The sequence below is a fragment of the Dongia sp. genome (assembly GCF_041906375.1).
Lineage (GTDB): Bacteria > Pseudomonadota > Alphaproteobacteria > Dongiales > Dongiaceae > Dongia.
Genome location: NZ_JAYRJJ010000003.1, coordinates 311,756 through 334,401, shown reverse-complemented (window position 1 = coordinate 334,401; position 22,646 = coordinate 311,756). Strand labels below are relative to the sequence as shown.

The window sequence follows — 22,646 nt, the reverse complement described above, 5'->3', positions numbered from 1 at the left end:
ATCACTGCTGCCTATCTTGATTCTCGAGAGTGGCAACATGAGTGAATGGCGTGCGCAGATTGCCGATGGATCGACGCCGATTCCTGCTCGCTTCCAGCGTCATCGCTGCTGGGATCGCCGTTTCCAGCAGCGGCCTTGCCAATTTTGCGCCCTCTTACGTGCATCGCCGCAGCCGCAACCCGCTTGCGGGCGACACCTCCCCCTTCACGCTCGGCGTCGCTTCCGGCAGCCCGAGCGCCGATGGCTTCATTCTGTGGACGCGCCTGGCGCCGGAGCCGCTTAACACGAATGCTGCCACACCGGGTGGCATACCGCTGCAGGATCACCGTGCCGGCATCCTCCTCGACTATGAGATCGCACTCGATCCCGATATGCGCCGGATTCTGATCCACGGCACGACGCGGGCCGAAGCGGCGCACGCCTTCTCGGTACATCTCGACGTGACGGGGCTGATGCCCGACCGGCCCTATTGGTATCGCTTTTCTCTGGGTGCGCACAGCAGCCCGGTCGGTCGCGCCGTCACCTTGCCGGCGCCAGGGCGACCGGCGGCCAAATTGCGCCTTGGCGTCACCTCCTGCGCAAATTATGAGCGGGGCTTCTTCTCCGCCTACCGGCATTTGGCCGACGAGCAGCCGGATATCGTGCTGATGCTCGGCGATTATATTTATGAGCAGGTCGAGCGCAACCGGCCGGTCTTGCGGCGGCACAGCGACGATGCCGTGCCAACCGGCCTCGACGCCTATCGCCGACGCTATGCACAATACCGGTTGGACGCGGATCTGCAGCGCCTGCATGCCACGGCGCCGACCCTCGTGACCTGGGACGACCATGAGGTCGAAAACGATTATGCCGGCGATTGGTCGGAGACTTTCACTACCCCCAATGCCTTTGCGGAGCGGCGCCAGGCGGCCTACCGCGCCTTCTATGAACACATGCCGCTGCGCCAACGCCCGACCGCCGGTGGGCTGCGCATTCACGACAGCATCACTTTTGGCGATCTCGCCCGCATCTCGCTGCTCGATGGTCGACAATACCGATCACGCGGCGCCTGCTACCGGGCACCGGACGCGGGCGGCGGCCACCTCGTCGACAGCATCACCTGTCCGGAACTCCTCGACCCGGCGCGCTCGATGCTCGGGCCTGCACAGGAGAAATGGCTGCAAGGCAATCTCGCCACATCGCCGGCACGCTGGAATCTGGTGATGCAGAACGTCATCATGGCCGGGCTCGGCTCAGATGGCGGCGGCAAAGTCGTTGCCTGGACCGATGCCTGGGACGGCTATCCGGCGGCCCGCGAAAGACTTCTGCGGCAATTGGCCGAAGCGCGAAACCCGGTCGTCTTCAGCGGCGACATCCATTCCTTCTGGAGCAACGACCTGGCGTTGCAAGGTGGGCCGGTTGTGGCCAGCGAGTTCGTCACCTCGTCGATCACCTCGGACGGTCCACCGCAGGATCATTTGCAGGGCAAACTGGACAGCCACGCCCACCTTCACTATGCCGAAAGCAGGCATCGCGGCTATTCCCTGGTCGAAATCGCTGGCGGCGCCCTCACCACCCATTTCCGTGCCATCAGCGACGTGACCGACCGCGCGGCGACCTGCTCAACCCTCCGGACTTTCCTCATCGAGGACGGCCGGCGCGGCGCTGTCGCCGTGTGACCAGCGCATCGCAATGTCCTCGACCACCAGCGTGCCGACAATCGCAAGGATCGGCAACGCGCAGGCGATCAAGGCTTTGGCCACCGGCCGCTGCCGTGCCAGATCGCGAATCAAGAGGATCAGATTGATTACGAAGAAAGCGACTGAGACCAGGGCCCAGACAATGAGCCCGAACATGATGCCGCCGCCGGCATCGGGCCCGCTGGGGCCGTTCTCCTCCAGCAGCAGCGCCAGCGGAATGAGCGACGCGACAAAGGCAACATAGCCGATATTGCGTCGCCCGATGCGGCCGACGATTCCTGGCTTCGGCACCGAGGCCTGTTCTTCCTGGTTCATTCCACCGCTGCCCCGGTCATGTCCCCAGTCATGTCTCTGCCGGCGCAGGATACCCGATATCAGTTGGCCGGAGCCAGGGGAGCGCCAGCCGCGGGCACACCGGTCGCCGCCATGATGATTTCCCGCGCCGGCTGGCCGGCTTTCTCCGCGATTGCGGCCACGGTATCGCTGGGTCCGGTCACGACGTAGCCCATGCCGACCAGATGCTTTGCCAGTGCTTCCGGGCTGGTCTCCAGCAATGCCGACATGTCGTCGACGCTCGCATGTTCCAGCCCCGCCATGATACGCGCCATACCGCCGCCGCCCGATGCCGCGCCGGATGAGAGGGTCGGAACGACGAACAAGGCCCCCAAGGCGAGCGAGATGGCAAGCGGCGCAAACAGCGTCCGGCGCCGGATATAGCCGAGAAAGGCCGGCCAGTTGCGATAGAGATGGAGGCCGACGACCAGCAGCAGGCCGAGACCCAGCCACTCATGCAGATCCTTGAAGAGGGCCGGCTGGAAATGAAAAAATAGCGCCAATCCGGAAATACCTGAAACCAGGAACAGGCCGGTCGCAGCACCGGTGGCATATTTAAAGATGAAATCGCGCATGGTCATGATGGCGTCCTCGAAATCGGCGGCAAATCCCGCTGATCTTTTCACGCAGCCGCCGCAACCTCCCTGCGGATACCGAATGTCGCAGGCATACCCGACGATTTCTTCGCACCAGATGTCGATTTCACGATATCCACAGCGCCTGGGCTGACAGAAAATATTGGAGATTTTTCTTCTTCAGCCGATGGAGTTCAGGCACATGGCCCTTCCTGCCCACGTCAAATATGTCGTTATCGGTGCCGGCATCCACGGCCTCTCTTCGGCCTGGCATCTCGCGGAGAATCTGCGGAAGACCGGCAAGGGATCGGGCGCCGATGTGCTCATCATCGACAAGACGGCGATTGCAGCCGGGGCTTCGGGCATCGCCTGCGGGGTTGTGCGCAACAATTATTTCCAGCCCGCCATGCGCCGCCTGATGGCGCATTCGGTAAGCGTCTGGGAGAGCGATCCGGCGGCCTTCTCCTACCATCCGGTCGGCTATATGCAGATCAGCCCCGAGGTGATGCACAAGGATGTGGCCTCGATCTACGCGCAGCAGAGGGAGATCGGCTACACCTCGACCTTCATCGAGGGTGAGAAGGATTGCATGACCTATATGAAGGGCATCTTCGACGATTGGCAGGCCAAGGGCATCACCTCGGTGCTCCATGAGAAGAAGGGCGGCTATGCCAACAACACGGCGGCGATGTATGGCCTTGCGAAGAAGGCGGAGGCCGAGGGTGTCCGCATCGTCACCGGCATCGAGGTGAAGGGCCTGAAGCGCGACGGCAAGGGGGCCGTCACGGCGGTAGAAACCAACCAGGGCGACATCAAGTGCGATTACGTCATCGCCGGCATGGGGCCCTGGGTGCGCTCGGTCTGGAAGATGCTGGACCTGCCCGATGCGATCTCGATCAAGGGCAAGGACGGCAAGATGCACGAGAATGTGCCGATGTGGGTCTATTGGTCGCTGCAGGAAGGGACGCTCGGCGTCGACCCGGATCTGCAGAAGACCAATGACGGCAAGATGCCGCCGGTGATCCATGTCGACACCGACGCGCCGCTTTATTCGGATGAGGACGGCTCGCTCATCACCGACAAGCTGTGGGGCATCTATTATAAGCCCGACTTCCATTTCGGCGGCGTGCAGGGCGGCGCCATGCCGTTCAAGGTGCAGACCGAACTCAACAAGGTGCGCGTCGACCCCTATGGCCCGGAAAGCCCGGAATTCATCGTCGGCGACGATTTCGCGCATATGTGGGTCTCGGCGCTGGCCTTCTGCCAGAAGCGCTTCATGGGCACGATGCCGAAATACAAGAAGGAACCGTCGGGCGGCATCGGCTGCTTCACCGCCGACAGCTTCCCGGTCTTCGACAAATTCGCCGAGAACGTCTACATCATCGCGGACAGCAACCACGGTTATAAGATGATCGGCGTCGGCAAGCTGGTGGCGGACGACATCTGCGGCATGGGCGACGAATTGCTGCGCCCGTTCCGCTTCTCGCGCTTTGCCGAAGGGAAGCTCCACCCGACCTCGAACTCGCCCTTCCCCTGGAGCTGATCGCTTCCATTCGTCATCCCCGGGCGAAGACCCGGGGATCCACTATTGCAGTTGAGAGAGTGGATGCCCGGGTCAAGCCCGGGCATGACGCTTTTTGGGGCGCGATATGTAGAGATCTACGCCCCCTCGATCCCCATCAGCTGGCGCCTGGCGAAGTGCAGATGGCTCGTCACCATGGCGGCTGCACCTTCGACGTCGCGGCTGGCGATGGCGCCCAAGAGCGCGCGGTGCTGGCGGTTGTATTCGGCGATGCGGGCGGGGGTGAGGACCTTGTCGCGCATCGAGGCCCATTGGTCATGGGAGCGGATTTCGTTAATGTGCTGGTAGAGCCACAGCACCAGGCGGTTATGCGCGGCTTCCGCCAGCAGCAGATGGAACTGCGTGTCCCATTCGGTCCAGAGTTCCGGATCGTCGCCGGCGGCTTCCGCCTTCTCGATCGCCTCGGTCATCTTCTCAATATCCCGGTTGGTGGCGTTGAGGACGGCAAGGCGCGTCATATGCGGCTCGATCCCCAGCCGCGCCTCGATCAGCTCCAAGGGCGAGGTCGAATCGGCGATGTTGTCGAGGTCGGAAACGGGGCGGTGGTTGACGAAGGTCCCGCTGCCGACCCGCCGCGTCACCAACCTTTCCTGTTCCAATTGATCGAGCGCCAGGCGCACGGTCGTCCGGCTGGCGTCGAATGCGTCTGCGAGATGGCGTTCGGCGGGCAACTTCTCGCCATGCTTATAGGTGCCGGCGATAATCGCCTGGCGCAATTGGCCGGCAATCCAAACCGAGCCCCGATTGCCGTCGACCGGCAAGGCGCCGGATTCTGCTGCGCTGCGGGTGCCGGCTGATCCGGCTGCCTCACGCGTTGGTGTACCATTTCGGCCCAATTCTGATCCTTTGAAAAAATTGGTTGGCAGCCCCGGGACCACCATGCAAGAGTGGATTATGCGAGTGGGGTAGCCAAGCGGTCAATCGCCGACAGTCACGCCCGCCCACGCGCAACATCAGCGAGCGCGACTGCCGTCTCCGGAGGTAACTGCGTAAGACCTGAAAGGCCCAAACTCCCACCGCCCGCGAAGGATCGCCGAGCCGACAGAAAAGATCGGCCGGCGAACTAAGAAGAGTTGTTGTGAGCAACTGACGCGGAATGCCGGGACCGTCCCGGCATCGCTCAACAGCGGCCAACGAGTCGCTGCTTTGGGGAGGGTGATATGACTGACCTTGAGGCACACGTCGCACAAAAAGGGCGCAAAGAACTCGTCAAGCAAGTACGCGCCCAGATCAACGCACTCGGTATCAAGTATATCTACTACCAATTCGTTTCCGTCACCGGCCGCATTGTCGGCAAGGGCGTTCCCGCCGATCATTGGGAAACGGTTGCCGAAAAAGGCTTCCAACTGGTCTATGGCTCGACCGCCAACCTCTTTGTCGACCGGCGCAAGAACTATATCGGCTATGGCCCGGAAGCCTCGGAACTTGTCGGCATTCCGGACCCTGAAACCTTCGTCCAGTTGCCCTGGGACAAGCGCGTCGCACGCGTCTTCTGCACCTGCTTCCGCAATCGCGAGGAACGCGAGAATCCCGGCGGGCACCTGACCGCGGATTGCCGCGGCAACCTGCGCATCATTCACGATGAGTTCAAGAAGAAGCATAAGGGCCTGCATCTCAGGCACGGCTGCGAGCCGGAGATGATGTGGCTGAAGAAGGGCGACAACGGCCTGCCCGATGGCGGCTTCTCCAAGCCCAACTGCTATCACATCGACCAGTTCGAAAGCCTGCGCCCGGTCTTCATGAAGGTGATCGAATATGCGCAGGCCATGGGCCTCGACATGATCCAGGGCGATCATGAGGATGCGCCCGGCCAGCTCGAACTCAACTGGATGTATGACGATTGCCTGCGCACCGCCGACCGCCTGACCACCTATCGCCAAGTCTGCGCCCAGGTCGCGCGCGAGCACAACCTCATCGCCTGCTTCATGCCCAAACCCTTCATGGGCGTCTCCGCCTCGGGCTGCCATCACAATCTGTCGCTGTGGACCGGCGGCGATGACGTGGTGAACAACCTGCACCATGACAAGCTGCCCGGACAGAAGGACGTGTTCTCCTACAGGAAGGGCGGCGTCAACACCTTTGCGCCGCTCAAAGGGCAGAAGAAGCCGGGCCCGATCGGGCTCAACTGCATCGGCGGCGTGATCAAGCATCTCAACGCCCTGACCGCGATCGGCTCCTCGACGGTGAACTCCTATCGCCGCCTCTGGGACACCGGCTTCTGGGCGCCGGTCTTTGCCGATTGGGGCTATCAGAACCGCACCTGCGCCCTGCGCATCTCGGCGCCGGGCCGCTTCGAATACCGCTCGGTCGACGCCGCGGTGAACCCCTATCTGATGGCGGCGGCCTTGCTCAAGGCCTTCGACGACGGCATCAGCAACAAGATCGATCCGGGCGAGCCGGAAGAGCGCAACATGTACGACGCCATCGCCGCCGGCAAGAAAGTGAAGAAGCTGCCGATGAGCCTGGGTGAGGCGCTCGACCATCTGGAAAACGACAAGGTCATCAACAGCGCCATGCCCGGCGACATGATGCGTGTCTTCATGCACTACAAACGTGACGAACATGAAAAGTTCATGGCCACCGTCACCAATTGGGATCTGGAACAGTATTGGGACATCCTGCCCTAGAGCGGCAGGAGATCTGCAGTTCTCCAGCCAGAGAAACGAAGGAGAATAGAAATGTGTGGAATCGCAGGATTGATCCACCGCGGCACGACCGGCGATATCGGCACCGAGATGACCGCAATGCTGCAGAGCCTGAAGCATCGCGGTCCGGATTCGACGGGCTTCGCCCTCTATGGCAGCCCGAAGGGCAATACGCTGGTCATGCGCTTCAAGGTCGCCGAGCAGGACGACATGAAACATGGCTTCAAGATCCATGACCAGGTGAAGGAACGCCGGGCCGAGGTCGACAAGCGCCTGAAGGAACTGGGCGCCACCATCGTCCAGGCCGAAAATGCGACCGAATATGCCTTCCGCTACACGCTCGATTTCGGCGGCGACAAGAGAAAGCTCGCCAACTATATCGAGGATATCGACGGCGCCGAGATCCTATCGCTGGGCTATGGCCTGGAACTGATCAAGGATCTGGGCGATTCCAAGATGGTGTCCGACCAATATCATCTCAAAGGCTTCAAGGGCAGCCATGCGCTGGGTCATACCCGCATGGCGACGGAATCCGATGTCGATATCCGCTCGGCGCATCCCTATTGGGCCTATCCCTTCGCCGACGTCTCCGTCGTGCATAACGGCCAGCTCACCAATTACTGGACCGGCCGGCGCAATCTCGAACGGCGCGGCCACCGCTTCATGTCGAACTGTGACAGCGAACTCATCGCCGTCTACCTGGCCGACAAGATGCAGCAGGGCGCCGAGCTGAAGGACGCGATGACGGATTCGATCGAAGAGCTCGATGGCGTCTTCACCTATCTGGTGGCGACCGCCGACAGCCTGGGCATGGCCAAGGACGTCATGGCCGCCAAGCCCATGGTGCTCTACGAAAGCGACACCTTCATCGGCCTCGCCTCGGAAGAGGTCGCCATTCGCAGCGTGTTCCCGCACGAGATCGACACCTTCGACCCCTATGAGGGCGAAGTGCGGGTCTGGAAGCGGTAATCAGGATCATCAGAGAGGCAAGGAGCCGAACATGGCGCTTCGCACCCAGTCACATGAAATGGGCATGCATACCGAGAAACTTTCGGGCCGCACCCAGCAACGCTTCTTCTCGGCGAGCGAGGAGGAGAACCTCACCTATCCCGGCGCCCATGACGTCGATTTCAACAAGCGTGCCGAGTTCGACGCCGAGAAGCTCTCGACCACCGAGATCAATCTCAAGCTGCGCGAGCTGATGAGCCAGGGCTACGGCACCATCGTCATGCGCAATCCCGGTGCCAAGCACGCGATCGCCGTCGGCATCCTCAACAAGCTCAATTTGCAGATCGAAGGCAGCCTCGGCTATTTCGGCTGCGGCCTGATCGACGGCCCCAACATTCACATCAAGGGCCGCGTGGGCTGGTCCTGCGCCGAGAACATGCTGGCGGGCACGGTGGTCATCGAAAAGAATGCCGGCTCCACCTTCGGTGCCGCCATCCGCGGCGGTGACCTGGTCTGCAAGGGCGATGTCGGCGCCCGCATGGGCATCGACCAGAAGGGCGGCACTATCCTGGTGGGCGGCCGCTGCGGTGCCTTCTGCGGCTTCATGATGCAACGCGGCCGCATGGTCGTGCTGGGCGATGCCGGCAAGAACCTCGGTGATTCCATGTATGACGGCACCATCTATGTCGGCGGCAAGATCGCCGGCCTCGGCGTCGACGCGGTGCCGGGCGAGATGACCGACCTCGATTGCCAATGGCTGGAACGCAAGCTCAATCAATACGGCATGAAGGCGCCGAACGGGGTCCGCAACATGACCAAGATCGTCGCCGGCAAGCAGCTGTGGAATTACGACAATCTCGAGCCTTCGGAAAAGAAGCTGATCCTGTAACAGCAGGTCCCGATTTCAGCGTCTCCTCCGACCAGACAAGGAATAGCCACATGGCAAAAGAGAAGAAGGCTCCGGCCACCGAACCCAAGACCAAAAAGCCGCTGTCGCGCGACACCTCGCGTCTCGGCAACAGCTTCATGTTCCCGCCCAGCGTCATCGACGATATCCACATCAAATCCGAGCTTGGCCGCTACCGCATGCGCGGCTTCTCGCTGTTCAAGAAGATCCCGAGCTGGGACGACCTCACTTTCCTGCCCGGCACCCTCACCCGCTTCGTCATTGAGGGTTACCGCGAGAAGTGCGAGACCAAAACCATCATCGGTCCCAAGGCCAAGCGCCCGCTGGTGCTCGACATTCCGGTCTATATCACCGGCATGAGCTTCGGCGCGCTCTCCTATGAAGCCAAATGCGCCCTGGCGCGCGGCGCCACCATGGCCGGCACCGCGACCTGCTCGGGCGAAGGCGGCATGATCCCAGACGAGCGCCGCTTCAGCTCGAAATGGCTCTATCAGTGCATCCAGTCGCGCTACGGCTTCAACCCGCATCATCTGCAATTGGCCGATTGCTGCGAATTTTTCATCGGCCAGGGCTGCAAAGTGGGCCTCGGTGGCCATCTCATGGGCCAGAAGGTGACCGATCAGGTCGCCGAAATGCGCTCGCTGCCGGCCGGCATCGACCAGCGCTCACCGGCACGTCATCCGGACTGGCTGGGGCCGGACGATCTCGCCTTGAAGATCCAGGAGATCCGCGAAGCCACCAATTGGGAAATTCCCATCCAGCTGAAGCTGGGTGCCGCGCGCGTCTATGACGACGTGCGCATGGCGGCGAAGACCGGCCCCGACAGCATCTATATCGACGGCATGGAAGGCGGCACCGGCGCCGGTCCGCATATCGCCACCGAAGAAACCGGCGTTCCCGGCATCGCCGCCATCCGCCAGGCCCGCAAGGCTCTGGATGATGTGGGCAAGACCGGCGAGATCAGCCTGGTCTATGCCGGTGGCATCCGCAATGGCGGCGACGTCGCGAAGGCCCTGGCACTGGGTGCCGATGCCGTCGCCATCGGCCATTCGGCGATGATGGCCCTCAATTGCAACAAGGACATTCCCGAAGCCGACTTCCCCAAGGAGATCGGCTGCGAGGCGGGCTATTGCTATCACTGCCATACCGGCCGCTGCCCGGTCGGCGTGGCGACACAGGATCCCGTTCTGAGGAAGCGCCTCGATCCGGATGAAGCAGCGGAACGCGTCTACAACTTCCTGCACTGCCTCACCATCGAAGCGCAGATGATGGCGCGGGCCTGCGGCAAGACCAATGTTCATTCGCTGGAGCCCGAAGATCTGGCGGCCCTCACCATGGAAGCCTCGGCCCTGGCCCAGGTGCCGCTCGCCGGATCGCAACACACGGTCGGCCGCCCCGACATGGCCCGTTACTAAGGAGGCATGAGATGGCAGAGAAAAAGCCAGCTGGCAAAGAAGACGTCGACAAGTATCTGAAAGGCGATGGGCTCGATTCATCCCGCGAGAAGGAAATCGGCCAGCACATCGGTTATCGCTACGACGTCAATCTGGTGCCGGACTATACGCGCGTCACGCCTTTCCTGAAGAAATACATGGAGACGATGGGCTGGGACGACCTCAATTGGCTCGAGGACGTGCATATGGGCTATGAGGAAGGCCGCGCCGCAGTGTTCGACCGCAACATCAACGGCTGGGTCACGGTGCCGTCCGACCTCAAGCTGCCGGACAATCAGCAGGACCGCGATATGATCGCGCGCGAATTGCTGATCAAGTTCCAGATGTCGAAAAAGCACCCGATGGTCGACCTCAACAAGGCCTATCGGAAGTTCTGATTTTCCATCGAGAGCTCAAGGTCCTGCCCCGCTGCATCGCCGTGCAGCGGGGCATTTTTTGTTCTGTGCATCATGGGCAGCAGCGCAGCGGCTCCGCCCCCACCCAACCCTCCCCCTGAAGGGAGAGGGCCTTTCGGCTCAAATTCGCCCCAAACCTCGCTCTCATCCCCTCTCCCTTCAGGGGGAGGGTTAGGGTGGGGGCGCCAAGTGACGGCTGTCGCGCGCTATTCGCGATCCTCAAACCCACTTTCGCCTTCGCTGCGGCCCCAATCCGGGCTGAACGATACGACGCGCACCCCAGCGGGAATGTTCGGGTTGAACATGCGGTTGTGCCAATAGGTGGCCTGATAGAGCGGATGGTGTTCGGTGAGTTCCGTCACCTTGCACAACAGGCGGAAGCGCTGGCTGAGTTCGGCGAAATCAAGATAGACCTTGCCATGGCCGAGCATCTGGTCGACCAGGGACGAGGCCGGGCCAAAGAGAGCGGTCAGCGTGTCGTCGAAGTCGCGATAGCGCTGGAAATAGCCGGCGGCCATGTGTTCGGTGGCCTTCTCCCAACGCTCGACCGGGTCCTGCGTCTTCAGCACCTGGTGCCGGAAAAAAGCCGTTGCGTCGTCCGGCTCAGCCTTGTGCAACACCACCACCGTGGACCCGGCCACTTGCGCATCGTCGCGCGAGAAGATGACGGGGCGCATGCCGGCACTCGGTCTGCCGCCACCTTCACGCATTGCCATCTGCCGCAGGCGACATTGCCAATGCAGGAAATCCTCGCGCAGGAGCGCCGCCGCTTCGCCGATCAGGACCACCTTGTCCGAGCCACCCGTCATGCCGCGCTCCCTCACATTCCGACGCGTCCACGATAGCGCGGCGCCGCGCCCGCTTCAACCAATCCTGGACCAACATCCCTTAGAATGTGCTGGATTGGGTGGACAGTTTGTCGCATGATGTTAGGAGTTGATTCAGCAGCGACGCGTGACCGGCGAGGGGGAAATTCGCTTGGGATTGCAGCGTTTGACGACCGAATTCACTGAACGACCGATGGCCCCGTCAGCGGCCACGGCATCTGCGGCAGCCGCATCTGCGCGCGCCGCCGCCCGGATTGCTGACGCCAGAAAAAAGACCAATTCAGACCAAAGTCGCTGAGCCGAGGCTCCGCGGCCAGACTGCGTTTGCTTACGCGTGCATTGGGTCATTTGCAGACGGCCGGCGGCAACGGGGGCTGCACGGTCGCTCATTCGAGAGAAGCAAGGAGAAGACACCCCGCATCAGAAACTCAAAATTCAATAGTGAGGGGAACTGGAGATGTCTGCGGAAACGATGTCGAGCCCTGCAAAGGGCGAACTGGTACGCTCCATTGATTGGCGCGGTGCCTTCTGGGTTGCGAGCGGCGTGCCCGCCCTCGTCCTCTTCTCGATTGGTGGTATTGCCGGAACGGTCGGCATTCCGGCCTTCGCCATCTGGGCGGTCTCGATGGTGATGGGCTTCATTCAGTCCTTCACCTATGCCGAAATCGCCGGTCTCTTCCCGAACAAATCCGGCGGCGCCTCGGTCTACGGTGCCGCTGCCTGGCTGAAATACGGCAAGTTCATCGCGCCACTTTCGGTCTGGTGCAACTGGATCGCCTGGACGCCCGTGCTCTCGCTCGGTTCCGCCATCGCCGCGGGCTATATCCTCGGCATCATGGAACCGGCTCCTGCGGCCGAGGCCATTGCCGCCGAAATCGCCCGCTCGGCGGCAGCCGGCACGGTCATCGACGACGCCGCGGCGATCGTCAACCTGATGCCGCTGCACAACTGGTCGCTCTTCACGATCGACCTTGGCGTCGTCGTCATGTCCTTCAACTGGACATTCGTCATCGGCACCATCCTGATGCTGTTGGCCTTCGCCATCCAGCATCGCGGCATTCTGGGAACGGCCAAGGTGCAGACCGTCGTCGGTCTCATCATCGTGCTGACTTTGTTCATCGTCGGTGTCGTACCGTTCTTCAACGGCAATTTCGACAGCACGAACTTCTCACCCTTCGTGCCGCTGGCGGTGCCCTACGCGCCGGAACCAGGTGCCTGGAACATTGCCGGCTGGACGCTGATCTTAGGGGGCATGTTCATCGCCGCCTGGTCGACCTACGGCTTTGAGACGGCGATCTGCTACACCAGCGAGTTCAAGAATCCGGAAACGGATACGTTCAAGGCGATCTTCTATTCCGGCCTGCTCTGTCTCGTCCTCTTCATCCTGGTGCCGATCACCTTCCAGGGTTATCTGGGATTGACCGGCATGCTCGATGGCGGTGTCGTCGCCGGCACGGGTGTGGCCGACGTCATGGCACGGATGGTGGGTGGCGGTCACGCCATCAACGTCATCTTCGTCTTCCTGATGATCGCCTCGCTGATCCTGATCATCATCACGGCGATGGCTGGATCTTCGCGCACGCTCTATCAGGGCTCGGTCGATGGTTGGCTGCCGAAATATCTCAGCCATGTGAACCACAATGGCGCGCCCACGGGGGCGATGTGGACCGATCTGGTGTTCAACCTGATCCTGCTCTCCATCGCCTCGACCGATGCCACCGCCTATTACTTCATCCTGGCGGTGTCGAACTGCGGCTACATCATCTTCAACTTCCTCAACCTCAATGCCGGCTGGATCCATAGGATCGACAGCGGCCATGTGAAACGGCCCTTCAAGGCGCCGACGATCATCCTGGCCATCGGCACGGTCCTGGCCTTCGTCAACGCCATGTTCATGGGCGCCGGCGCCAAGGTCTGGAACGCCAATGCCTTGCTGGCCGGCTTCATCGCCGCGGCCTTGATCATTCCGGTGTTCTGGTTCCGCCACTATGTGCAGGACAAGGGCAAGTTCCCGGATCGCATGCTGGATGATCTCGGCATCAAGGATGCGGGCCATCTGGGCGAGAAGAAGGCCGGCATGTTGCCCTATGTGACGCTCGCCGGCGGCGTCGCGGTGGTGTTGATCTCCAACTGGATCTTCACCGGCTGAACCTGGTTGTTTGTCGATGGGCGGGGCTTTCGGGCTCCGCCCATTTTCTTTGAGTGAAGAGTTTGGCCGTGCTTGATCAGACCAGAATCGACACCTTCCGCCGCGACGGTTTCGTCATCATCCGCAACCTGCTGAGCGGTGCGCAGGTCGAAGTCGCCCGCAACCGCTTCGAGCCGCTGTTTCAGGGCCGTTTCGAGACCGGCATCTATCCAGACGAATGGAATTGGCAGGAGGGCCGCGATCCGCCGGACCGCACGCGCCAGATCTGCAATGGCTGGAAATCCGACCGTACCATCGCCCGCATCGTGCTGTCCGCCTGCGTCGGCGAACTTTGCGCACAGATGGGTGGCTGGGAAGGCGCCCGGATCGGCCAGGACAATGTGCTGTGGAAACCGCCCGGCGCCAAATCCCTGGGCTTTCACCAGGACGACAGCTACTGCCATTGGGTTGTCCCGGCCGGCTACATCACCTGCTGGATGCCGCTCGATGCGACCACCGCCGCCGGCGGCACCATCGAATACGCGCGCGGGTCACATCTGTGGCCGCTCTCTCTCCCTAAGGGCAAGTTTCATGCGCCCGAAGATTATCACGCCACCTTGCGCGAAGCCGCGGCCGAGGCCGGCGGCACCATCGACATCGTGCCGATCGAAGTGGCGGCCGGCGATGCCGTCATCCATCACGGCCGGGTCTGGCACGGCTCCGGCCCCAACAGCGCCGCCGTCCCGCGCCGCGCGCTCGTCTCCCATTGCATCTCGGCCGATTGCCGCTTCCATCCGACCGAAGTGAGCTACGTCTACAGCCGTTACCGCCGCCGTGGCGACCTCGACATGGATGAGAGCTTCTTCCCGATCCTCTGGCGCGCCGATGGCTACCGCACGCCCTGGCTTGCCTCCCTTTGAAGACAGCGTGGATTGGGCCGCTATTGGTCCAAAGATGTCTGCTTTTGGTAACGCCGTTATTGAAAGCCCTGTGATCGTCAGGTTATTGTTTGCAGCACCAGCATTGATCGATACGGGGAACCACAGCCCCCGCCAGATGAGGTCCAGAACACGCGCTCATTCATCCAAAAAATCAGGTGCAGGGAGCCGATATGAAAAAGCGAGTTGCCGTCATCGGTGCAGGTCCATCCGGAACCGCCCTTCTCCGGGCCTTCCAATCCGCCGCCGCCAAAGGCGCCGATATCCCCGAAATCGTCTGCTTCGAGAAGCAGGATGATTGGGGCGGTCTCTGGAACTACACTTGGCGCACCGGCCTCGATGAATTCGGCGAACCGGTTCACTGCAGCATGTACCGCTATCTTTGGTCCAACGGACCCAAGGAATGCCTGGAGTTCGCCGACTATACCTTCGAGGAGCATTTTGGCCGCCCCATCGCCTCCTACCCACCGCGCGCCGTCCTCTGGGACTACATCAAGGGCCGTGTCGAGAAGGCCGGTGTGCGTGGCTGGGTACGGTTCCGCACGCCGGTGCGCGACATTCATTTCGACAAGGGCAGCGGCAAGTTCAACGTCACCGCCCATGACCTTGTGAAAGACCACAAGAGCACCGAAGCCTTCGACCACGTCATCGTCTGCTCGGGGCACTTCTCGACGCCGAACGTCCCCGAATTTCCAGGCTTCCGTAATTTCAACGGCCGCGTCCTCCACGCCCACGACTTCCGCGACGCGGTCGAGTTCAAGGGCAAGGACATCCTCATCGTCGGCCGCTCCTATTCGGCCGAGGATATCGGCTCGCAATGCTACAAATACGGCGCCAGATCGATCACCAACACCTATCGCAGCCGCCCCATGGGCTTCAAATGGCCCGGCAATTGGGAGGAGAAGCCGCTGCTGCAGCGGGTCGAGAACAAGACCGCCTATTTCAAGGATGGCACCTCGAAGGAGGTGGATGCGATCATCCTGTGCACCGGCTATCAGCACCACTTCCCCTTCATCGAGGACAGCTTGCGCCTGCGTACCGAGAACCGGCTGTGGCCGCTGGGCCTTTATCGTGGCGTGGTGTGGGAGGACAATCCGCAGCTCCATTACATCGGCATGCAGGACCAGTTCTATACTTTCAACATGTTCGACGCCCAGGCCTGGTATTCGCGCGATGTGATCCTTGGCCGCCAGAAACTGCCGGCACTGGCCGACATGCGCAAGAACAGCGCCGACTGGCGGGCGCGCGAGGAAAAGCTCGAAGATGCCGAACAGATGATCTGGTTCCAGGGGGATTACGTGAAGGAACTGATCGGCCTCACCGACTATCCGAGCTTCGATATCGAGACGGTCAACAAGACCTTCATGGAATGGGAGCATCACAAGGTGGAAGACATCATGGGCTTCCGCAACAACTCCTATCGCTCGGTCATGACCGGCAACATGTCGCCCAAGCACCACACGCCCTGGCTCACCGCCATGGACGATTCGCTCGAGAGCTATCTCAAAGCCAAGTGAAGATGAACGAGACCTTAATTTCCGCGCCGCGGCCTCGCAGGAAACCGCGGCGCAGCTTTGACGTTGCGCTGCGGGATTACCATTTGTTTACTGGGTGAGGCTAATTTTCCCGTCACGGTCAATTTTCCCAAACGGTGCGGTGGACCATGACCCTCAAGGATATCGGCAACGATTCAGGAAGCGCCATGATCGACGAAGGCCTGACGGACAGCAGCAGTTTCGACGCATCAGCGGATGCGCGCGCCGGCGACGACAGATTGGCGGCCCTTCTCAGCATCACCGGGCGCATGGACGGCTTCCTGTATCGCTGCCGCAACGACGCCAATTATACGATGCTCTACATCAGCGAGGGCATCCTCACGGTAAGCGGCTATCCGGCCAGCGATTTTATCGGCAACAAGGTGCGCGGCTACAGTTCGATCACCCACCCCGACGACATCGCCGCTGTCGATGCGGCTGTCGGCAAGGCATTGGAATCGCAAACCAACTGGAACATCGATTACCGCATCATGCCGCGCCAGGGCGAGCCGGTCTGGGTGCATGAGATTGGCGGCGGCGTCTTCGATGCGAGTGGCCAACTCGAATTCCTCGAAGGCTTCATCATCGACATCACCGAAAGGAAGCGGCTGGAACAGGCCAATGCGGATCTCATCACCCGCATCGCCGCCATTTCCGAACACATCGTCAAGGATACCAGCAACATCCTCGAGGTCTTGCGCGCCCTCAAGATGCTGGCCCTTAACGCGCGCATCGAGGCCGCCCGCGCCGGCGAGCAGGGACTGGGCTTTGCCGTCGTGGCGCAGGAGATCAAAACATTGGCCACCACCTCGGGCGCCTCGGCCGAACGCATCACCAAGCTGATGAGCGAACTGCAGGAAGTCCTCGCTGTCCCGCCCCAATCGGGCCACTAACTCCGCGGCTTCAGCTTCTCCGGATCGTAGAACGGGAAATGCACCACGCGCGCCGGCAGGCGTTTCTGCTGGCCGTCGATCTTGCCCACCTCGACCTCGGTGCCGATCGCGGCATAGGTCACATCCATCCGGCAGAGCGCGATGTTCTTGCCCAGGATCGGCGAGATGCAGCCGGAGGTGACGACACCCACCTGGGCGCGGCCCAAATGCACACAATCGCCATGGCTGACCGCCTGCTTGGCGGCGATTTCCAATCCCACCAGCACGCGCTGGGGATGCTCCTTGCGCCGGATGATGGCGTCGCGGCCAACAAATTCCTCATTCCCTTTCAGCGCCACGGTGAAGCCGATGCCGGCTTCAAAGGGATCGGTCTGGTCGTTGAACTCGTAATTCGCAAAGACGAGGCCGGCTTCGATGCGCAGGATGTCGAGCGCTTCGAGCCCCAGCGGCAGCATGCCCCTGGGTGCACCTGCCTGCCACACCGCGTCCCACACCGCCGGCGCGTCCTTGGGATGGCAGAAGATTTCATAACCCAGTTCGCCGGAATAGCCGGTGCGCGAGACCACCACGGCGACGCCGTTATAGTCGCCGATGCGCCCGATCGTGAAATGAAACCAGCCGATCTCATCGACCCGCGGCCGCGCCGGCGGCGTCCAGATGATCTCCTTCAAGATCTCGCGGCTTTCGGGGCCCTGCAGGGCGATGTTGTGGAGCTGGTCGGTGGCCGACTTCACCCAGACCTGCTTGAGGCCGCGCTTCTCGGCGAGATCCCGCAACCACTTGCCGCCGAACTCGTCACCGCCGATCCAGCGATAGCGGTCGGGTCCCATGCGGAACACGGTGCCGTCATCGACCATGCCGCCATGTTCATAGCACATCGCGGTATAGACCACCTGCCCGTCCGCGAGCTTCCTGATGTTGCGCGTGCAGGCGATCTGCAGCAGATCCTCGGCATCCGCCCCCAGCACCTCGAACTTGCGCAAGGGCGAGAGATCCATCACCGCGGCGGCTTCGCGGGCCGCCCAATATTCCGCCGTCGGCCCCGCATTGTTGAAGCGGTTGGGCAGCCAGAAGCCGCGATATTCGGTGAAGTTGCGGGTCAGCGCTGATGTGCGCGGATGGAAACCGGTTTCCCGGGTCAGTCTCGGCTCGGAATCTGCTGTCATGCGATAGGCCATGGCTCGAGAGAAATCGTTCTTCGCATCATAGATGCGAACATGGATGTCCGTGGGGTTCCAGGCATTGGTGGCGTCGATATCGTCAGGGCATGCGGTGGATCCGCATACCAGATCCTGGAGCGCCTTCATCAGCACATAGTCACCGGGCCGCGACCACGGATCGTCGAGGAAGATCGCGTTGGCCGCATTGACGCCGGTATTATAAAAGAGGTTGACCGCCTGCCAGCCGGGCCGCTTCTCGAGGCCGAAACGCTCGAGGGCGAAGCTGAGATTTTCCGAGCAGCTGGGATGCCCGGGATAGCCGGCGTCCTCATAGAAGCGCAGCGTGCAGGCAAGGCCGAACGTATCGTGCCGCCCGCAGGTGTCGCGCACCACTTCCGCGAGCGCCTGCATGTCGACGTCGAAGAATTTGGAGGCAAGTCCCGGCCCCGGATAGATCGCCCCGAGCATGGTGCGCGTCGTCGTCATGTCGATGCCGCGCTCGCGGCCCAGCGCCAACTGGCGCGCATCGAAGGCGACGAAGTCGGAACATTGTCGGCCGGCAACGTCGATGATCTGGATGAACTGCCCTGCCTTCACCTCATAGGAAAGCGCCGTGCATCTATCGACCCGGTACTCGGCGACCAATTCGCCCAAGGGTGCCGGCAGCGGCGGCGCCGTGAGCGGCGTCACCTGCGCACGCCGGACGATGACGGAAAGGTCGGTCGCCGGATTCTGCTCTTCCGGCGACATCTCGCCCGCACCCGCGCGCAGCGCATGCAGCACCACGATGACGGCTCGGTCGGCGGTGAGCGTTATCCGTTCGCCGGGATAGGTGACACCATCCAGCACGCGCGCCGCGGCTTCGACGCCCTTGGGCACGCGCCAATGCGCCAATTGCTGCCGCAGTTGCCGGATCTCGTCAGCGCCATGGCCATACCCAGCCGGCTGCCCGGCCAGCACCGCGTTGATGCCAGGGGATGAGGTCCCCCCGCGCAAACCCAACGCGCCGAGTTCGGGCGCCATCGTGGCGGCATTGAAGCAGGCCAGTTCACAAGCCTGCCTGCCCTCGCGGTCAATGATGTCGAGATGGTCGCCGGCCTCGAGCCGTAGGATGAGCGCCCCCAGTCCCGCCAGCCGGTAGCGTTCCGTCCCCGGGTCCCAGCGCGGCAGGCCCGGCTCGATGACCCGCGGCCGCATCACCCCATCGCCTGCCATGATGCCCATATGCGACCTCGGCTGCAGCGGATTCAGATCAGGCCAATCCTGCGCCAATCTTAGACCGCTGAAACAAGCCATCTCAAGCGCGCAATCGACCTGCTGCAACCGAAAGGCGGAACCAATACCGTGCCAATATCCGCGGGTGCCGCTTCAGCGCAGGCCCGCCCGCCGGATGGCGGCCGCCACTTCCGCCTCGCCGCAGACGCGGTTGGGGTGACTGTATTCGGCCCGTGTGTCGATCTTCAACTGCTCGGCATTGCGCGTCACCTGGAAATCCCGGACCGCTTCGCCGACCGCCTGATTGACCAATTGGTTGAGCAGCGCCTTGGCCTCCTCCCCGCTCCGCGCCGGCACCGAGTGGGAAATGGCGCGCAGCACTTTCGGCCGGATCATCCCGGACATGTGCGGGAACAGCTTCTGGTCCAGCCGCACATGCTTGGCTTCATGCTTGGCGACCTCGTTCCACAGGCAGCTGCCGCGCGGCACTTCCTTGGCGATATAGACCTTGGTGAAGACGGTGATGAGGATTTGCAATTGCGTGATCGACCAGCACTGCCGGCCGTCGCCCAGGCGAAGGCCCTGCATCTGCCATTTCGAGGTTCCTGTTGCATCGGCGGCGGTGACTCCGACGGCAAACCTGAAATCCTGCAGGCCATGCGGCACCGCGAGCCTTGGATCGCCGGTCAAGTTGGCGATGCCGCGGCTGAGATCCTGGACCGGCGGCCGCGCCTGGGTGCGCACGGAAACGACCGGCGGCGCGATGGCCGCACCGCAATCCTGGGCGCGCGCCGGCGCGGTGAGGAGCGCCCAAGGAAGCAAGGTCAAAAGCAGGAGGACGCACAAGGCAGCCAATCTGCCGGCACGCTCAGATCGCCCCATCATCCATCCGCTTCTTGACCAGTTTCAGGTTTGCCCGCGCCGGCACGTTGAGCGGATAGAGCGAGAGCACGCGCTCGAACGCGTCACGAGCCGCCGCGTCATGTTCACGCGCCAGATTGACGACGCCGAGCCCGGAGATCGCGCCGAAATGCCGCGGCTCCAATTCCAGCACATGCTCGATATCGGACAGCGACGCATCGTAATCGCCGCTGAGGTAATAGGCCGTGGCTCGCCGGTTCCAGCCTTCGGCAAAATCGGGCCTTGCCGCGATGACGGCATCGAATTTTGCGACCGCCGTCTTGAAATCCTCATCTTCCATCGCTGCCTCGCCCTCTTTCATCAGCCGGTCGAGTTCGGGCTTGCCGGTCTCGCCCCAGATATTCCAGATCATGAATTCGGTGAGGCGGGCGATGTTGAGATTGTCGGTATCGTGGAGGCGCTTGAAAAGTGCGGGCAGCCGCGGGTCGTTCTGATCCGCCGACGCCGAAGGGGCCAGCGCCAGAGCAAAACTGCCGGCGAGGAGAACTTGGCGAACGAGATCGAAGCACCTCAATGGACACCTCGCGCGGACCGAGAGGAACAGTATTATTATATCACCGCAACGCCGCACCGGTTCGATTATTTGAGTCCGGCTCGGCGATAGATGGCATCCCATTCCGTTTCCGTACAGGCAGCATCGACCCGGTCGTATTCGGCCTCCGTATCGATCTCGGCTCGATGCCGCTTCTCACGCGCGGCGGAGAACTTTTCCAGTACCGTGTCGATCGTCTTCTCGATCTTCGGACGGAATACCGCCATGGCAGCATCACCATCAGACGTTTCGATACCTCCTTCGGCCACCGCGGCAATCTTGGGTTTGAGATCGTCCTTGAGGCGGCCGAATAGTATCCTGTTGAGCTTCACATGCTTCTGCTCATGGTTCATTACCTCGCGCCAGATGCAGCTGTCGCGCGCGATCTCCTTGGCGAGGAAAATGGTCGAGTGCGTTTCGATGGTCATGCTGATTTCGGTCACGTACCAGCAATAGGACGCCGCGCCGACCGGCATACCGGCCAATTGCATATCCGCCTTGCTGCGCCACTCGACGCTGGTCAGCCCGAAACTGTAGATGGATTTGACGCCGGCATCCTCATTGCGCCGCATCCTGCGGGTCAGCATCTTGAGGGGCTCTGCCGTGTTGTAGGCGAGGTTCCCCTCGACCAGATTCACCTTGATGGCTGCTGTGTTTTCGGGCGGGGTGCAGCTCTTCGCCCAGGCGAAATCCGGGAATAGCAGACCAGCCACGAGAAGCAGCAGGCCGGAAAGGCAGCTACCGATAGGGGGTTCCGTCGACAAGTGGCATCCCTATAATATAACTGTTCAACATTTGATACGCGCCATGCGGCTGCATGTGCGACCGCACAACAACCATCAGAAATATACCGGAAATCATGACAGCCGAAGCCCATTTCTCCGCCACCTATGCCGAAGCGCGCGCCCGTTTCCGCGCGGCGGCCACAGCCGCCGGCGCCGACATCCAATCCTACCTCAACCCGCAGCGCGGCCCCGACGGCGGCGAATTGGCGACCGATGTCGCCCGCCTCGGCCCGCAGCAGGCTTCGCGCCTGCTCATCGCCATGTCCTCGACCCATGGCGCCGAAGGCTTCTGCGGCTCCGGAATCCAGAATTCCTGGCTCGGCGACGGCGCTTTCAAGAAGCTGCCGGCCGATACGGCCATCCTCCTCATCCACGCCATCAATCCCTATGGCTTTGCCTGGGTGCGGCGCGTCAACGAGGACAATGTCGACCTCAACCGCAACTTCCTCGACCATGCCAAGGCACCGGAAAATCCCGGCTACCGGGAATTGCGCGACCATATCTGCCCCAAGGAATGGTCGGACGAATCCGAGGCCGCGGTGAAGCAGGTCTTCCAGAAATTTATCGACCGCCACAGCCGCATCGAATTGCAGGCCGCCATCATGAACGGCCAGTATTGGGACAAGGACGGCGTCTTCTATGGCGGCACCGGCCCAACCTGGTCGCGCCGCACCTTGGCCGCCGCTTTGTCTCCCTATGCCGCGACCGCCAGGCATGCCGCGTTCATCGATCTTCATACGGGCCTCGGCCCTTATGGCGTCGGCGAAATCATGTCGAACGATTTTGGCGGCACGCCGGGTGCCGCGCGCGTGCGCGACTGGTTCGGGCCGGAAGCGACCATGCTCGACGACGGCTCATCGACCTCGACCGCCGTTACCGGCGATACCAATATCGGCGTCGTCGCGGCCCTGCCGGCCACGACGATCACCGGCATCACCCTGGAATACGGCACCGTGCCGGTCGAACCGATGATCGACGCGGTCCGTGCCGACAATTGGCTGCATGTGCATGGCAAGCTCGACAGCGATCTCGGCCGCAAGATCAAGAGCCAGATCCGCTACACCTTCTATCCCGACGAAAGGAAGTGGAAGGAAATGATCATCGAGCGCGCCGTCGACGTCCTCGGCCGCACGATGAAGGGCCTCACGCAGTCCTGAAAGACTGCGCGATGCAGCACCCCCACCCAACCCTCCC

At 62.0% G+C, this 22,646-nt stretch carries 20 protein-coding genes; 12 read left to right on the top strand and 8 right to left on the bottom strand.

The genetic code is table 11. The features are described from left to right. Positions 1–65 precede the first annotated feature (65 nt). Positions 66–1,658, top strand: a complete 1,593-nt coding sequence (locus tag ACE3OA_RS13005; protein ID WP_374311288.1) for an alkaline phosphatase — start codon at positions 66–68, stop codon at positions 1,656–1,658. On the opposite strand, the gene ACE3OA_RS13000 is transcribed toward ACE3OA_RS13005, so the two are convergent. Together ACE3OA_RS13000 and ACE3OA_RS12995 are read right to left on the bottom strand one after the other, a co-directional pair. Beyond that, complete coding sequence (locus ACE3OA_RS13000) at positions 1,602–1,994, bottom strand: hypothetical protein (RefSeq protein WP_374311286.1); 393 nt, start codon at positions 1,992–1,994, stop codon at positions 1,602–1,604. The two genes, ACE3OA_RS13005 and ACE3OA_RS13000, sit on opposite strands and share 57 nt — an antisense overlap. A 59-nt stretch (positions 1,995–2,053) precedes the next feature. Then, entirely contained in the window at positions 2,054–2,638 is a 585-nt protein-coding gene (locus ACE3OA_RS12995) for a DUF4405 domain-containing protein (RefSeq protein WP_374311285.1), read from the bottom strand. A 151-nt stretch (positions 2,639–2,789) separates the two neighbouring features. Here ACE3OA_RS12995 and ACE3OA_RS12990 point away from each other — a divergent pair, with 151 nt between their 5' ends. Further along, the gene (locus tag ACE3OA_RS12990; protein ID WP_374311283.1) at positions 2,790–4,130 is read left to right on the top strand and encodes an NAD(P)/FAD-dependent oxidoreductase; all 1,341 of its coding nucleotides are present in this window, start codon (positions 2,790–2,792) and stop codon (positions 4,128–4,130) included. 116 nt (positions 4,131–4,246) lie between these two features. Here ACE3OA_RS12990 and ACE3OA_RS12985 read toward each other — a convergent pair whose 3' ends face one another. After that, positions 4,247–5,005 (bottom strand): FadR/GntR family transcriptional regulator, encoded by a 759-nt coding sequence (locus tag ACE3OA_RS12985; protein ID WP_374311281.1) that lies wholly within the window; start codon positions 5,003–5,005, stop codon positions 4,247–4,249. A gap of 324 nt (positions 5,006–5,329) precedes the next feature. Between ACE3OA_RS12985 and ACE3OA_RS12980 the strand changes: the two genes are divergently transcribed. From ACE3OA_RS12980 to ACE3OA_RS12960, 5 genes are read left to right on the top strand one after another with little or no spacing between them, the layout of a single operon-like run. After that, a complete protein-coding gene (locus tag ACE3OA_RS12980; protein WP_374311279.1) occupies positions 5,330–6,796 on the top strand; it encodes a glutamine synthetase family protein in 1,467 nt (488 codons plus the stop codon). A 51-nt stretch (positions 6,797–6,847) separates the two neighbouring features. Further along, positions 6,848–7,783: a glutamine amidotransferase gene (locus ACE3OA_RS12975; RefSeq protein WP_374311277.1), complete on the top strand. Its 936-nt coding sequence runs from the start codon at positions 6,848–6,850 to the stop codon at positions 7,781–7,783. Between the two features lie 31 nt (positions 7,784–7,814). After that, positions 7,815–8,651 (top strand): GXGXG motif-containing protein, encoded by an 837-nt coding sequence (locus ACE3OA_RS12970; RefSeq protein WP_374311276.1) that lies wholly within the window; start codon positions 7,815–7,817, stop codon positions 8,649–8,651. A 50-nt stretch (positions 8,652–8,701) separates the two neighbouring features. After that, the gene (locus tag ACE3OA_RS12965) at positions 8,702–10,084 is read left to right on the top strand and encodes an FMN-binding glutamate synthase family protein (RefSeq protein ID WP_374311274.1); all 1,383 of its coding nucleotides are present in this window, start codon (positions 8,702–8,704) and stop codon (positions 10,082–10,084) included. Between the two features lie 11 nt (positions 10,085–10,095). After that, entirely contained in the window at positions 10,096–10,500 is a 405-nt protein-coding gene (locus ACE3OA_RS12960) for a hypothetical protein (protein WP_374311272.1), read from the top strand. 224 nt (positions 10,501–10,724) lie between these two features. On the opposite strand, the gene ACE3OA_RS12955 is transcribed toward ACE3OA_RS12960, so the two are convergent. Then, the gene (locus ACE3OA_RS12955; RefSeq protein WP_374311271.1) at positions 10,725–11,327 is read right to left on the bottom strand and encodes a hypothetical protein; all 603 of its coding nucleotides are present in this window, start codon (positions 11,325–11,327) and stop codon (positions 10,725–10,727) included. 475 nt (positions 11,328–11,802) lie between these two features. On the opposite strand from ACE3OA_RS12955, the gene ACE3OA_RS12950 reads away from it, so the two are divergent. The 4 genes from ACE3OA_RS12950 (at position 11,803) to ACE3OA_RS12935 (ending at position 16,839) form a co-directional block, all read left to right on the top strand. After that, complete coding sequence (locus ACE3OA_RS12950; RefSeq protein ID WP_374311269.1) at positions 11,803–13,494, top strand: APC family permease; 1,692 nt, start codon at positions 11,803–11,805, stop codon at positions 13,492–13,494. A 68-nt stretch (positions 13,495–13,562) separates the two neighbouring features. Beyond that, the gene (locus ACE3OA_RS12945) at positions 13,563–14,393 is read left to right on the top strand and encodes a phytanoyl-CoA dioxygenase family protein (RefSeq protein ID WP_374311267.1); all 831 of its coding nucleotides are present in this window, start codon (positions 13,563–13,565) and stop codon (positions 14,391–14,393) included. 191 nt (positions 14,394–14,584) lie between these two features. Continuing rightward, positions 14,585–15,928 carry an NAD(P)-binding domain-containing protein gene (locus tag ACE3OA_RS12940; protein WP_374311265.1) on the top strand — a complete coding sequence of 448 codons (1,344 nt, stop codon included), beginning with the start codon at positions 14,585–14,587 and terminating at the stop codon, positions 15,926–15,928. Positions 15,929–16,074: 146 nt separating this feature from the next. Beyond that, positions 16,075–16,839: a methyl-accepting chemotaxis protein gene (locus ACE3OA_RS12935; protein WP_374311263.1), complete on the top strand. Its 765-nt coding sequence runs from the start codon at positions 16,075–16,077 to the stop codon at positions 16,837–16,839. Here the strand turns inward: ACE3OA_RS12935 and ACE3OA_RS12930 are convergent. The 4 genes from ACE3OA_RS12930 to ACE3OA_RS12915 form a co-directional block, all read right to left on the bottom strand. Continuing rightward, complete coding sequence (locus ACE3OA_RS12930; protein ID WP_374311261.1) at positions 16,836–19,196, bottom strand: DUF1989 domain-containing protein; 2,361 nt, start codon at positions 19,194–19,196, stop codon at positions 16,836–16,838. The two genes, ACE3OA_RS12935 and ACE3OA_RS12930, sit on opposite strands and share 4 nt — an antisense overlap. 171 nt (positions 19,197–19,367) lie before the next feature. Beyond that, the gene (locus ACE3OA_RS12925) at positions 19,368–20,099 is read right to left on the bottom strand and encodes a hypothetical protein (RefSeq protein WP_374311260.1); all 732 of its coding nucleotides are present in this window, start codon (positions 20,097–20,099) and stop codon (positions 19,368–19,370) included. Continuing rightward, a complete protein-coding gene (locus ACE3OA_RS12920) occupies positions 20,083–20,649 on the bottom strand; it encodes a tetratricopeptide repeat protein (protein WP_374311258.1) in 567 nt (188 codons plus the stop codon). Before ACE3OA_RS12920 ends, ACE3OA_RS12925 begins: the two co-directional genes overlap by 17 nt. Positions 20,650–20,714: 65 nt before the next feature. Further along, on the bottom strand, positions 20,715–21,431 hold the full coding sequence (locus ACE3OA_RS12915; protein WP_374311256.1) for a hypothetical protein: 717 nt from the start codon (positions 21,429–21,431) through the stop codon (positions 20,715–20,717). A gap of 95 nt (positions 21,432–21,526) precedes the next feature. Between ACE3OA_RS12915 and ACE3OA_RS12910 the strand changes: the two genes are divergently transcribed. After that, on the top strand, positions 21,527–22,609 hold the full coding sequence (locus ACE3OA_RS12910; protein ID WP_374311254.1) for a M14 family metallopeptidase: 1,083 nt from the start codon (positions 21,527–21,529) through the stop codon (positions 22,607–22,609). Positions 22,610–22,646: the final 37 nt, after the last annotated feature.

Coding starts and splice junctions, on each gene's coding strand:
- ACE3OA_RS13005 (WP_374311288.1), top strand. CDS start 66: ATGGATCGACGCCGATTCCTGCTCGCTTCCAGCGTCATCGCTGCTGGG.
- ACE3OA_RS13000 (WP_374311286.1), bottom strand. CDS start 1,994: ATGAACCAGGAAGAACAGGCCTCGGTGCCGAAGCCAGGAATCGTCGGC.
- ACE3OA_RS12990 (WP_374311283.1), top strand. CDS start 2,790: ATGGCCCTTCCTGCCCACGTCAAATATGTCGTTATCGGTGCCGGCATC.
- ACE3OA_RS12980 (WP_374311279.1), top strand. CDS start 5,330: ATGACTGACCTTGAGGCACACGTCGCACAAAAAGGGCGCAAAGAACTC.
- ACE3OA_RS12975 (WP_374311277.1), top strand. CDS start 6,848: ATGTGTGGAATCGCAGGATTGATCCACCGCGGCACGACCGGCGATATC.
- ACE3OA_RS12970 (WP_374311276.1), top strand. CDS start 7,815: ATGGCGCTTCGCACCCAGTCACATGAAATGGGCATGCATACCGAGAAA.
- ACE3OA_RS12965 (WP_374311274.1), top strand. CDS start 8,702: ATGGCAAAAGAGAAGAAGGCTCCGGCCACCGAACCCAAGACCAAAAAG.
- ACE3OA_RS12960 (WP_374311272.1), top strand. CDS start 10,096: ATGGCAGAGAAAAAGCCAGCTGGCAAAGAAGACGTCGACAAGTATCTG.
- ACE3OA_RS12955 (WP_374311271.1), bottom strand. CDS start 11,327: ATGACGGGTGGCTCGGACAAGGTGGTCCTGATCGGCGAAGCGGCGGCG.
- ACE3OA_RS12950 (WP_374311269.1), top strand. CDS start 11,803: ATGTCTGCGGAAACGATGTCGAGCCCTGCAAAGGGCGAACTGGTACGC.
- ACE3OA_RS12940 (WP_374311265.1), top strand. CDS start 14,585: ATGAAAAAGCGAGTTGCCGTCATCGGTGCAGGTCCATCCGGAACCGCC.
- ACE3OA_RS12935 (WP_374311263.1), top strand. CDS start 16,075: ATGACCCTCAAGGATATCGGCAACGATTCAGGAAGCGCCATGATCGAC.
- ACE3OA_RS12930 (WP_374311261.1), bottom strand. CDS start 19,196: ATGCGGCCGCGGGTCATCGAGCCGGGCCTGCCGCGCTGGGACCCGGGG.
- ACE3OA_RS12925 (WP_374311260.1), bottom strand. CDS start 20,099: ATGATGGGGCGATCTGAGCGTGCCGGCAGATTGGCTGCCTTGTGCGTC.
- ACE3OA_RS12910 (WP_374311254.1), top strand. CDS start 21,527: ATGACAGCCGAAGCCCATTTCTCCGCCACCTATGCCGAAGCGCGCGCC.